The sequence below is a fragment of the Robiginitalea aurantiaca genome, assembly GCF_030380815.1.
In the GTDB taxonomy this organism is placed as follows: domain Bacteria; phylum Bacteroidota; class Bacteroidia; order Flavobacteriales; family Flavobacteriaceae; genus Robiginitalea; species Robiginitalea aurantiaca.
Map to the genome: position 1 here is coordinate 117,864 of NZ_JAUDUY010000002.1, position 11,715 is coordinate 129,578.

At 46.0% G+C, this 11,715-nt stretch carries 16 protein-coding genes; 7 read left to right on the forward strand and 9 right to left on the reverse strand.

The window, feature by feature from the left end; all coding sequences use genetic code 11:
* The first annotated feature begins 33 nt into the window (after positions 1-33).
* Complete coding sequence (locus QU605_RS04045; RefSeq protein WP_289723993.1) at positions 34-1,218, forward strand: LETM1-related biofilm-associated protein; 1,185 nt, start codon at positions 34-36, stop codon at positions 1,216-1,218.
* A gap of 71 nt (positions 1,219-1,289) precedes the next feature.
* Here QU605_RS04045 and QU605_RS04050 read toward each other — a convergent pair whose 3' ends face one another.
* The 5 genes from QU605_RS04050 to QU605_RS04070 form a co-directional block, all read right to left on the reverse strand.
* Positions 1,290-2,045, reverse strand: a complete 756-nt coding sequence (locus QU605_RS04050; RefSeq protein ID WP_289723994.1) for a LytR/AlgR family response regulator transcription factor — start codon at positions 2,043-2,045, stop codon at positions 1,290-1,292.
* The gene (locus tag QU605_RS04055) at positions 2,042-2,404 is read right to left on the reverse strand and encodes a 2TM domain-containing protein (RefSeq protein WP_289723995.1); all 363 of its coding nucleotides are present in this window, start codon (positions 2,402-2,404) and stop codon (positions 2,042-2,044) included. The genes QU605_RS04050 and QU605_RS04055 overlap by 4 nt, the downstream gene beginning before the upstream one ends.
* Positions 2,405-2,427: 23 nt before the next feature.
* Positions 2,428-2,727: a 2TM domain-containing protein gene (locus QU605_RS04060; RefSeq protein ID WP_289723996.1), complete on the reverse strand. Its 300-nt coding sequence runs from the start codon at positions 2,725-2,727 to the stop codon at positions 2,428-2,430.
* 28 nt (positions 2,728-2,755) lie between these two features.
* Positions 2,756-3,058 (reverse strand): 2TM domain-containing protein, encoded by a 303-nt coding sequence (locus QU605_RS04065; protein WP_289723997.1) that lies wholly within the window; start codon positions 3,056-3,058, stop codon positions 2,756-2,758.
* Between the two features lie 103 nt (positions 3,059-3,161).
* On the reverse strand, positions 3,162-4,499 hold the full coding sequence (locus tag QU605_RS04070) for a 2TM domain-containing protein (RefSeq protein ID WP_289723998.1): 1,338 nt from the start codon (positions 4,497-4,499) through the stop codon (positions 3,162-3,164).
* A gap of 188 nt (positions 4,500-4,687) precedes the next feature.
* Between QU605_RS04070 and QU605_RS04075 the strand changes: the two genes are divergently transcribed.
* From QU605_RS04075 to QU605_RS04090, 4 genes are all read left to right on the forward strand, one after another.
* Positions 4,688-5,299, forward strand: a complete 612-nt coding sequence (locus tag QU605_RS04075) for an FMN-binding negative transcriptional regulator (protein WP_289723999.1) — start codon at positions 4,688-4,690, stop codon at positions 5,297-5,299.
* A gap of 43 nt (positions 5,300-5,342) precedes the next feature.
* Positions 5,343-5,714: a hypothetical protein gene (locus QU605_RS04080; RefSeq protein ID WP_289724000.1), complete on the forward strand. Its 372-nt coding sequence runs from the start codon at positions 5,343-5,345 to the stop codon at positions 5,712-5,714.
* Positions 5,715-5,882: 168 nt separating this feature from the next.
* The gene (locus QU605_RS04085) at positions 5,883-6,302 is read left to right on the forward strand and encodes a DUF2141 domain-containing protein (RefSeq protein WP_289724001.1); all 420 of its coding nucleotides are present in this window, start codon (positions 5,883-5,885) and stop codon (positions 6,300-6,302) included.
* A 273-nt stretch (positions 6,303-6,575) separates the two neighbouring features.
* Positions 6,576-7,067 (forward strand): hypothetical protein, encoded by a 492-nt coding sequence (locus QU605_RS04090; RefSeq protein ID WP_289724002.1) that lies wholly within the window; start codon positions 6,576-6,578, stop codon positions 7,065-7,067.
* Between the two features lie 85 nt (positions 7,068-7,152).
* Here QU605_RS04090 and QU605_RS04095 read toward each other — a convergent pair whose 3' ends face one another.
* Positions 7,153-7,632, reverse strand: a complete 480-nt coding sequence (locus tag QU605_RS04095) for a Dps family protein (protein WP_289724003.1) — start codon at positions 7,630-7,632, stop codon at positions 7,153-7,155.
* Positions 7,633-7,731: 99 nt separating this feature from the next.
* Here QU605_RS04095 and QU605_RS04100 point away from each other — a divergent pair, with 99 nt between their 5' ends.
* A complete protein-coding gene (locus QU605_RS04100) occupies positions 7,732-8,673 on the forward strand; it encodes a LysR family transcriptional regulator (protein WP_289724004.1) in 942 nt (313 codons plus the stop codon).
* A 47-nt stretch (positions 8,674-8,720) separates the two neighbouring features.
* Here QU605_RS04100 and QU605_RS04105 read toward each other — a convergent pair whose 3' ends face one another.
* Complete coding sequence (locus tag QU605_RS04105) at positions 8,721-8,918, reverse strand: hypothetical protein (RefSeq protein WP_289724005.1); 198 nt, start codon at positions 8,916-8,918, stop codon at positions 8,721-8,723.
* Positions 8,919-9,045: 127 nt separating this feature from the next.
* On the opposite strand from QU605_RS04105, the gene QU605_RS04110 reads away from it, so the two are divergent.
* Positions 9,046-10,335 (forward strand): D-alanyl-D-alanine carboxypeptidase/D-alanyl-D-alanine-endopeptidase, encoded by a 1,290-nt coding sequence (locus tag QU605_RS04110; protein WP_289724006.1) that lies wholly within the window; start codon positions 9,046-9,048, stop codon positions 10,333-10,335.
* 55 nt (positions 10,336-10,390) lie between these two features.
* On the opposite strand, the gene QU605_RS04115 is transcribed toward QU605_RS04110, so the two are convergent.
* Together QU605_RS04115 and QU605_RS04120 are read right to left on the reverse strand one after the other, a co-directional pair.
* On the reverse strand, positions 10,391-10,984 hold the full coding sequence (locus QU605_RS04115; protein ID WP_289724007.1) for an NUDIX domain-containing protein: 594 nt from the start codon (positions 10,982-10,984) through the stop codon (positions 10,391-10,393).
* Between the two features lie 12 nt (positions 10,985-10,996).
* Complete coding sequence (locus tag QU605_RS04120; protein ID WP_289724008.1) at positions 10,997-11,650, reverse strand: DUF2461 domain-containing protein; 654 nt, start codon at positions 11,648-11,650, stop codon at positions 10,997-10,999.
* Positions 11,651-11,715: the final 65 nt, after the last annotated feature.

The window sequence follows — 11,715 nt, forward strand, 5'->3', positions numbered from 1 at the left end:
TCATCTATTTTTGGAAGTCTAACTCAGTAAAGCATGAATCCTTCAGCTCCCGGCTGGATAGATAAATTTGGAGCGCTCCGGGCGGCAGAGCCCATCCCATACCGGGATATGCGTGCCCTTGATGCCGACTTGCGCGCTTGCGGGTTTATGTACGGGATTAATGTCGGTATCCCCGGGTTTATCAAACCTTCCTATCGCCTGTCCCAGGACGAAAAAGCGAAGATCAATCTTCTTGCCGGATTGTATTGCAGCCATCGGCTGATACGTCCACAGTCTTCCTACGCTGATTTTATTGGGAGTGTTCGGGACTTCTACAAATCCCTGGAACTCGGGCAGCCCAATTTGCTTCAAAAAATCCTCAGGAGTGGTAAAACCTCGGTACAACTCGAAAAAATCCTGGATTCAAGAGTATACCTTGGCGAATCGGTTTTAAGCCGGACCTTCAATTCACTGATCACAAATGTGCTGCTTCCCATAGATGTTCTGGCGTATAGAGCTTTTCTTAATGGAGAAACGTCTTTGAAAAAACGCGCCGGAGAACTTGAATCCCTGGTAATCAATATTATATACCATTCGCTGGACTCGGAATCCCCTTCTGAAAGCAGAAAAAAATTGCGGGAGGCTTTTGAAAATTCCCGCACCTATCTCACCATCCAACAACCGGAGCAATTCAGTGATTTCAAAGGGCGCCTGGAAAAATACGCTGGAACAGATGCCGCACACTACTTCCTGGACATTGCAACACTTACAGCCCTGGAACAAAACTCAAAAGATACACGGCAGCAGCGGTATGTTCTAACCCTGGGGGGCGCTTTGGGCTATCGGAAAAAAGAAATTGCGGGAGCCCTGAGGGATATCAACGCCTTTTTTAAGCTGCACAGCAAACAAATCTATTTTTTGAGGGAAGCCCTTCCGGGTTCTCAGTATTATGAAAGTATGGCCCGTGTGGTGGATCGGCTCATCAGTAGAAACAGCAAACGCCTCAGAAAGGAATTGTCCCAGAGCAAAGAACTCATGATATTACTCTCTAAATCCACGGTCCGGGAATTGAGTCCAACAGAGAAGAAAAAGGTGCAACAACAACTGTTGGATATTTTTAAAAGCATTCCGTCCCTGGCCATATTCCTGCTGCCCGGAGGGGTGGTTTTATTGCCGATTTTCATAAGCCTGATTCCAAAGCTACTTCCTTCATCTTTTGATGAAAATCGCGTCGATTAAGCTCAAAAATCAGCTATAAGTTTTTTCTATACTAAGTGCTAATAATTTATTTATCAGTATTTTAGTATTTATCACTCCAACCAAAGCTTAAAGTCCTTTACGCGTTCCCTGCTCACGATGATTTCCTGCTCACTGAACCGGTTCATCTTTACTTTCAGGCGCGAATTTGAGTAGGAAATGATATCTGCGATGTGATTTATTTGCACATAAAACTTCCTGCTTACCCGGAAAAAAGTCTCGGGTGAAAGTTCTGCTTCCAGTTGTTCCAGCGTCGTGTCGAGCAGGTAGGAACGCCCCTCGGTTGTCGCGGCATACGTCCCTTTGTTTTCGCTGTAAAAACACTCCACCTCATCGGTGGGAATGATTTTTATATGCTGCCCCACCCTTGCGGTAAATCTACTTTTGTATTCCCGTTCCAGGGGATTAACCAGGAGTTTTCGGATATCTTCAAAATCGACGCGTACCTCAGACCTTCCTGAACCGAGGTTTTTGTATTTGGTAATTGCAGCCTGGAGTTCCTCCTCGTCGATGGGTTTTAGCAGATAATCAATGCTATTGAGTTTAAAAGCCTGAAGGGCGTATTCATCATAAGCGGTCGTAAAGACGATCGGGCTGCGGACGGTCACCTGGTCGAAGATCTCGAAAGAGAGTCCATCCGATAATTGAATATCGAGGAAAATAAGGTCCGGGTGCGGCTCGGTCTCGAACCACGCAATAGATTCGGCAACGGAATGAAGCATTTGTGAAACTTCAATATTCATAGACTCCAAAAGCCGCGAAAGTCTCCTGGCGGATGGTTTTTCGTCCTCGATAATCAGTGCTTTCATCCTTGTGTCGTATTTGATTTTGTGCCCGATTCGGATGGCTTCTCAAATCGTTTTGATTCCTCCCTGTCTTCATCCATATACTTCTGAATCATGCGGTCTTCCCATGATTTACCGAAAAACGGATTCAGTCTGAATGTGATCATGGCGTGAATCAACAGTCCAATACCCCAAAATATGGCCGTTGTGAAGTTATAATAGTGCAGACTAAAGTCTTCCTTACGCGACTGTGAAATCACCATGACAGCAATGATGAAAATATTGATGACGATATAAACCATCAGGTGAATATAGAACCCTTTGAGCTCTTCGACACGCTTTTTGGCGCGTTTGCGTTTTTCAATAATGGTGTGATCTTCCATTTCAGTAGACTGTTTATAAGGTTCTATTCCCATCGGGATTTACTCTTGTCGTCTTGTTCCATGAATTCCTGGATTTTCCGGTCTTCCCAGTCCCTTGAGAAAAACGGATTCCAGCCAAAAGTCCTGAAGGCGTGGAAAAACAAACCTATTCCCCAGCCGAATGCCGCCCAGAGGAACCACATGTAGCGCCATTCATTGGTCAGGTAGTTAATCACTGCCAGAAGGGAGATCACAAAGATGTAAGAGGTCAGGTTGCCATAAAACTTCTTGAGTTCATTTACCCGCTCTTTGGCCCTTAAATATTTTGATTCCCGATTTTCCATAATCTGTTTGTTTATCTGTGTGTTTGATTTATTTAAAGGTGGATCCCTTTTGTTCGGCATCCATCAGCTCTTCTATCTTACGGGCCTCCCAGTGTTTTCCCAAAAATGGGTTATATCCATAGGCTTCCATTCCCTGCATCAGAAGCCCAAAGCCCCATCCTATTGCGGGAAAGAAGGCCCAGGGAATACTGAAGCCAATTGTTGTCCAGTTGATCCAGAACAAAAATGGAATTACAATACAATAGGCCAACAGGGATCCGTAAAAATCCTTAATCGCCTTAACGCGTTCTTTGGCCCGCAGGTAGCTGTCGTATTTATCTTGTGTATTCATGAGGTCTGTGTTTTAGTTACCCCAAAAATGCCGCATCCGTCAGGGTTTTCAAAAAAGAGGATTCCGAGTCGTTGGATTCCCTGACTGAATTGTCATAAAAGGCTTAAAATTCGTCTTTTTCCATGAGTTCCCGAATCTTGCGTTCCTCCCACCGCTTGCCCCAAAGCGGGTTGTAACCGTAGGCTTCCATGCCGTGCATCAATACCCCAAAACCCCATCCCATGGCTGGAAATATCACCCATGGAAAGTCGTAACTGGTGGTTTGCCAGTTCAGCCAGGCCAAAAAGGGTATCACAACCAGATAAGCCCCTAAATTCCCATAAAAACTTTTAATTGCTTCCACTTTTTCCCTGGCCTTTACGTAGCGTTTGTCTTCAATATACTCTTCTTGTGACGAGTATTTGGATACCTTTCGGCTGAGCATGGGTACCGCTACGCGAAACTGATTCCCGTCTTTTTCGATTTTCAATTGACGTTCCGAAAGGAGGGAATATCGCTGGAGGATGTTCTGTAGACCCACCCCACTCGATTTAGAAATTACCTGTTTTTCCTGTAAATTGTTGGTTACCACTACGTAACCGTCTTCCTCAGTCACTTTTATATATAAGGGACGATCTGGGGTAACCACATTGTGCTTGACCGCATTTTCAAGCAATAATTGGAGCGAAAGCGGAACAATTTTAGCGTTTGGATCGGCACTGTGCTCCGGAATTTCAAAATGAATCCCCTCCTCAAAACGCATTTTCAGTAAACGCACGTAGGTACGGGCAAAGGCGAATTCTTCATCCACGGGCACGAGTTCCTTATTCTTTTGTTCAAGTACATAGCGGTACACCTTTGAGAGGGCAGTTGTAAAGCGCTGGGCCTGATGAGGGTCTTCTTCGATCAAGCTCGTAAGCACATTCAGGCTGTTAAACAGGAAATGCGGATCCAATTGATTTTTAAGGGCATCGAATTGAGCAGAAGCCGTACCGGCAATGATTTTCTGTTGTTTTACCTTATGCTCCTGTCGGTGCTTGTAATAAAATACTGCGTAAAAAACTCCGGCAATAAAAGCGGCGAGGATTGAGGTACCGAGGTAATAGTCTATGGATTCTCCCATTAGAAATCCCGACAGGTCATTTCCTCTTAGGCCAACACTTATGATGCTTCGGGCAAAAAAGATAGCAATCATGGAAACCCCGATATTTCCAAGAATACTCAAGATCAGGTTCCTGCCCCTGAATAAATCAAGCCCGTAACGCTTTAACAAATAGGAAATCAGGATGTAATTGGCCAGATAAATCAGCCATGAAAATATCATGTGATCCAGGAGATTCGACCAAAAGGTCCTGTTGATCACAAGGCTTTGCCCATTGAAGAAGTATATCGCCTGAAATACGATAAATAATAGTACGCCGATTAGCGTTGCATTAATAAAGTGCCTGAATATGGATTTCATGGGAAAAAACTTCTCGCCTTTAATTTAGTAAAAAACGCTTCAGGTGCTATGCCCAAAAAAGAGCTTCCTGATACGCGTGTGTTGAATTTACAAATCTAGATGACTACATAACGCAACCTTAAAATAATGTCCTGAAATGGTAGAATTCCGTTCCGAATTGTACTTTTAGCAGGTCGATCCCACACCCTATGTATATTCCGGAATCCTATCGCAATGAGAATCCAGAGGAAATTCATGAATTCCTAAAGGAAAATGCTTTTGGCATACTGGTCTGTAATGGTCCCGAGGGGCCTATGGCTACACACTTGCCCCTGGAACTCGTTGAAAAAGATGATCAGACCCTTTTGCTAAGGGGCCATTTCGCAAAGGCCAATCCGCAGTGGCGCCATCTTGAAGAAGGGGACGAAGTGTTGTGTATTTTCAACGGTCCGCATGCTTATATCTCTTCCTCCTGGTACGAAGAAGAGGAAGTCCCCACCTGGAATTACAAGGCCGTGCACCTTAAAGGGCGCTACCGCAGGCAAAATGAGGCAGAGTTATGGGAAGCACTTCACGCAATGGTCGATAAATACGAAGCTGATTCCGCCGAGCCCGTTTCCCTGAAAAATATGTCCAGGGCCACCCTGGCGCAGATTCGCGGCATTGTCGGTTTTGAAATCCAGGTGACCCGTTTGGATGCTGCATTCAAACTCTCCCAGGGACGCGAGCACGATCATCTGAGGATCATTAATGAGCTCGAGAAACGCGGCGGATCATCAAAAGATGTTGCCGAGGCGATGAAAAGGAATTCAAAGACTTGATTTAGGTTTTCCTATTGCTTAGTTTTATGTAAATGATCTGTCCGTGCTCAAAAGTAAATTTTGGCAGGCTTTTTTTGCCCTTGCCCCGTTTATTTCCCTTATCCTGATTTTTATCGGGTATGGTTTTTTCCTTTTTGCATTGTTATCCACAATGCATCAGGGCGGAGACAAACCTGACCCCATTGCACTATTCGGGGGGGTGGGTGTTTTAGCCACTACCATATTTATAGTCTTCCTGATTTCTATGGGAAGTCTGGTGTTTTATATTGTGCATGCGGCCTACAATCCGAATCTGAGAGAGAACAACCTGCTGATACTTTGGATATTGCTTTTCCTTTTTACCTCTGGACTCGGACAATTTATCTACTGGATTGTGGAAATTGTTACCAAACCAGAACAGGCAGCCGTGAATTAACCTTTCCTATAGCTTCCTGAAGGCGGAGTATAGGTGCGCCCTCCGATTCTGGATTATCCTTCTGCACCCGCCTCAATTCGTCCCCAAATTTCTACAATTCAGAATTTCCTTATTGCCCTTGCCGGGGGTCAGGCGCATATTTGCCCTGATAACTAAAAGCACAATATCATGAAATCATTATTTTATTTCCTTTTCCTGACCACCGCCCTGAGCTGGGCACAGGAGCACAAATCAAAAGGGGTAACCCTGAAGATAACCCTGGAGAACGTCCTCAGCGATCAGGGCGACGTTCTGGCCGCACTACACACAGCGGAGACCTTTATGAAGGGACGTGGGGTAGCCGATTACAAAGCCGAAGCCCAAAAGGGTGTCATGACCTTTACCTTTGACAACATTGCCCCGGGAACCTATGGGGTAATGGTGCTCCACGATCTCAACAGCAACCAGCAAATGGATTACCAGCCCAGCGGCATGCCCGATGAACCTTATGGGATGAGCGGGAACGATATGAGTATGGGGCCGCCCAGCTTTGAGGCTGTCAGTTTTATAGTCAAATCTGAAGATCAGGATATTTCCATCCGCTTCTAAGGTCCCAATAAATCAAAAAATACCACCTCCAGGGGTGGTATTTTTTATTTTAAACCTGCCTTACCCCCACTTAGAAGGCCAGGTTTTCATCATCCAAACCGTTTTACCTACTCCGGCAACTACAAATCCATTCTGTTTTGATGCTCCGAATCCCACCAAAACTTGAGGGAGGATCAGGTCACCACCATAGTTCTATCAAGAAATTTCAAAATTAAAGAGGATTTTCATCGTTTGAGTTGTTATATACCTACAAATCTTAAATAAATCCATGTTATGAAACCTATGAATTTCTCTAACACCAATGTCCTAAAGATCCTAAAAACAGGAATGTTGATACCTGTTTTGGTAATGTTTGTGGCTTGCAGTAAGGACGACGATTCCTTTGCAAGGGTAAGCGTTAACGGAACTTTGCTGCAAGCGAATGACTCGGATTTTACCGTCGGTGACCGTTCTGATTTTAACGGGGATATCGATGCCAGTTTTAACGGGAATGGTGGAACCGCCGTTCGTTCCTTTACCTGGAACAATAACCTGAACACGGCGGATTACAACGCAGATATTACTGCATCCGCAGTAGGTAACTTTCAAATGATAGTGGAAGATGCTGAAGGAATGGTTGTACTGGATAGAATGATTCAGGGAAGTGAAGATCCAGACTCCATTAGTGGGGTTACCCAGAGCGGAGCCCCTGGAATATGGACCGTGACCATCCGTGTAACCGACTTTAATGGAGACGGAAGTTTTTCCCTGAGCGAGGGGAATTAAGCACCCGGCAATTAAAGCACAAGGCGCTGTTGGAAACCAACAGCGCCTTTTCTATTCTCACTGAGTCGGAATGGCCCCTTCGGGGTTAAACCTGTTCCGCCAGCCAGGCTTTCATCATCCAGACGGTTTTCTCCTGTTCGGTGATAAAATCGCTCATCATGGCGTTCGTGCCTTCATCTCCCACAGTATCCGAAGTACTTAAGATTTTGCGTTCGATAAGGAGCAACTCTTTGAGGGAATCTACAATCAACCGGATTGCCTCTTCGTCCTTACTTACGTCCTGCCCCACCGGCACCTTAGAAACTCTGGTATAATCAGCAAAGGTATGAAGGGGGGTCTCTCCCAGGGTCAGTACCCGCTCTGCAATCATGTCGACCTTGAGATTCGCATCGTCGTAGAGCTCTTCGAATTTGGCGTGGAGGTCAAAAAAACTCCGCCCCCGGATATTCCAATGAATTCCCCTGAGGTTCTGGTAATAGGTCTGGAAATTCGCCAGGAGAAAATTGAGGTCTTCAGCCAACTCTTTGGATTGGGCAGCTGGCAGCCCAATAGCGTTTAATTTCATAATTCTTCTGATTTCCATAAAGGTATTGCACATCAGGCCCATTTACGATGAGCTATGTCGATACATTTTTTAATTTAGGGATCTCAAAAGTCCTGACTGATGACCATAACCCAACTTCAATATGTCCTGGCGGTGGCCGAATACCGTAATTTTACCCTTGCGGCAGAAAAGTGTTTTGTCACACAGCCCACCCTGAGCATGCAGGTACAGAAATTGGAGGATGAGCTGGACGTTCGCATTTTTGACAGGACCAAGAAACCGATTAGCATTACGGAAGCCGGTGAAAAAATTGTACAACAGGCTAAGAATATCGTCAATGAGGCGGCCCGCATCAAAGATATTGTAGATCAGGAAAAGGGGTTTATCGGCGGGACTTTCAGACTGGGGATTATCCCCACGGTGATGCCCACGCTGCTCCCCATGTTCTTAAAGACCTTTATCGACAGATATCCCAAAGTTCAGTTGATCATCAAGGAGCAAAATACGGAAGCAATTATAAAAAATTTAAAGGAGGGGCATCTGGATGCAGGAATTGCAGCAACACCGCTCGCCAAGGATTTCCTCATTGAGCGTCCACTCTATTACGAACCCTTTGTCGCTTATATTCCTGCCGGACACCGGCTGGCGAAAACCGATAAATTAAGACCCGAAGACCTGGATCTGAACGATATTCTGCTGCTTCAGGACGGACATTGCTTCAGGGATGGTGTGATCAACCTGTGCAAAGCCTCCGGACAAGGCAACGAAGAGCGTTTTCAGCTGGACAGTGGAAGCTTTGAAACCCTGGTACACCTGGCAGATGAAAGCTTGGGCATGACCCTTTTGCCTTATCTCCACACCCTGGTACTGGATGAAAAACGGAAGAAACACCTCAGGTATTTTCAGGAGCCCCCCCCGGCACGTGAGGTAAGCCTGATATACCACAAGAAGGAGCTTAAACACCAGATATCAAACGCCTTAAGAGATGTAATTGCCGCTATAGTCCGGGGGGCAATTGCGTTTCAGGACGTGGAGATCATCAGCCCTGCTTTAAGTGATTAACGGGCTGGAACCCACCAAAAATAAAGCCCCGCATGGCGGGGCTGATTTTAGATAGGTAAATAAACCAGGGCTTGTTTCAACTCTGGCTTATCGGTCACAAATTGAAGGAGCCATTGTTTTAGTTCTTTCAATTCGTTTGGCATTAGCCGTTCTACTGCCTTTTCGAGTTCACGACGGAATAAGCGTGCATCGAAACTGACTTTTTGGAGTACCGTTTTGGTGTACTCCAACATTCCTCCTGCCATATTTCCGTTTGTTTTTGAGTTAGATTGCTTATTAAAAGTAATTCAAAAAGACCTCTATTTATTGTTCAGAGTCCGTTAAAATTTTAATAATTTCACTTTCATTCCATCACATTCAAATACCAACAGAGTGCGTAAAACATTAATTTTCAGAGGGTTTATTGGAGGAATCATCCTGCTGAATTTGGCTCTGACAGGTTGTTCTACCCAAAAAAAAGTTGGGCGGTTCCTCGATAAACAGCTCGAAACCTATGGTCAGGAATCAGAATTTACGGGTTTGCTTATGGTCGATGCCCAAAGTGGGGATACACTCATATCCCGCAACCGGTCCAGATACTTTACCCCGGCCAGCACAACAAAAGTCTTTACGCTCTACGCTGCCCTAAAGGAGCTGCCACGAAGCATACCCGCCCTGAAGTATCAGGTTCGCGGAGATACATTACACGTACTGGGCACGGGGGATCCTTCCGCCATGCACCCCGTACTAAACAACCATACAGCCCGTGATTTTATCCGGCAGTATCCCAATGTGGTTCTATATGAAAGTATGGTCGATGAGACCCCCTGGGGGCCTGGCTGGGCCTGGGATGATTTTGACCAGGGCTATCAGGCGGAGCGCTCATCCTTACCAATTTATGGGAACGTATTGCGTCTAGTCCGCAAAGGGGATCGGCTTGAGCTGACCCCCGAAAGTTTCAGAGACAGCCTGGTTTTTGAAAATAACAACTATCGTCGCAGACCTGAACGCAATCAATTCTTTGTGTCCAGCTCCCTCCGCGATACGACAATCCTTCCCCTGACCCTGAGTCCCGTAATCACCAAAGCACTCTGGGAAGAAGCCACAGGGCTTCAGCTAAACCTGGGGAAAACTTTGCCCGGAGATCCCTGGCAAATTCTTGCAGGAATTCCTTCGGACAGCATTTATCGTGAAATGATGGCCTTTAGCGATAATTTTCTGGCCGAACAACTGATGCTTCTCGTATCCTCAACCCTGTCGGACAGCCTTAGTTTTAAACTGGCACGGGACTATATCCTTGAAACACACCTGAGTGAAATGCCCTCACCCCCCAGATGGGTGGATGGTTCAGGTTTGTCCAGATACAATCTGATAAGCCCTGAATCCCTGGTGTACCTCCTTTTAAAGCTCTACAGGGAAATTCCACAGGAGCGGCTCTTTTCCCTTATGGCTCAGGGGGGACAGAAAGGAACACTTGAAAATTGGTATAAGGATCCCGACGGCCCCTTCCTTTTCGGAAAGACGGGCACCCTGAGCAACAATCACAACCTCTGTGGGTTTTTAAAGACAAAATCGGGGAAAACGGTAGCCTTCAGTTTTATGAACAACCACTATCTGAAACCTACCTCAGTAATTAAAAACAGGATGCAGCGGATCCTGCTTTGGGTGCGCGAAAATTACTAAGAGCCACAACCAAAGAACCTAAATTACGAGGCTGTACGCCCTATTTCAGGTACCACTACTTTTGAAAGGTCGCTTTTAAGGGGCCATAAAGAAGGGCATGTTGTAGTAAAATAAGCGTTTTGGCATCCTGTATACCCCCCTTTTCAAGCGCCTCGTATACTTCTGCATAGGTCCATTCCAGCACCTCTATATCCTCTGATTCAGACTCTACTCCTCCCCCGCCTTCACGTTTCATTTCCGGGGTATACCTCCCCTGGAACAGGAATAGTTTTTCCGTTACAGCACCGGGTGACATATAGACCTCTGCTACTTTTTCCACATGGGGTACGGCATACCCGGTTTCCTCAAGAATTTCCTTTTTAATACAGGTTTCCGGGGTATCCCCATCCAAAAGACCTGCACAGACCTCCGTCAGGAAACCATCGGCATTGCCGTTTATATACGTGGGAAGGCGAAACTGCCGGGTGAGCACTACGGTTTGACGCAAAGGATCGTACAAAAGGACACCTGCGCCATTTCCCCTGTCATAAGCCTCGCGCTCTTGCTGTTTCCAGCTACCGTCAGATCTCAAATACTCAAAAGTATAGCGGTATAATGCGTACCAGGCATCGGAGAGGGTTTCCCGGACCAGATTTCGAATTCGTTCCATAAAAAAGGTTGGTTATACTGAGAGTGCGCGGTTAAGGTATCTTCTAAAAGGCAGCAGTTCCATATAGGTTTCCAAAACAAGGTCTTCAAATCCCGGGGTAAGCACCGTTTTCTCATCCAGGGGACGCACTACGGCAAATGTCCTGTGTTTAAGTAATGCTTCATGCGGATGGCCGGGCGAAAACCCTTTGGGCATTCGCTTCAGGGGTTGATCTTCATAAAGACCTCCGAACATATTGGCAAAGGATGGGGCATCCAATATGCCTTTGAGGACTTCTCCATCGTAGTCGATGGCTTGTCGGATTTTGGTGAGGTTCTCCGCTGATGGTCGCCACACCCCACCGGCTAAAAGGGATTCCTCAATCCCTATTTGAATATAAAAATCCCCTTTTCCGGGCGCCTTATCCAGGCCCCCTCCGAAATGGTCCTTATAAACTGGGCGGTTTGGGTGAAAAAGCAAGTTGTTATTGATGCGGTTGATCCCCTTCTTACCCGGGGTTGGATAGTACTCCGGGTCCAGCTCCGACAGCCGCAGGTCCATGAAATCCAGCCATCGAATAAAAGCATCTCGCAGTGCTTTGTACTCCTTGCGATGCTGGTCCATCCATTCTTTAGAATTATTTCTGTTGAGGGCTCTGAGGAACTTGAGAAGGGCTTTGAAATCCATATCGTAAAAGTACAAAACCTTATAAAGTAATGGGGGACTGCATGTTTCCTATAACTATTGTGGCT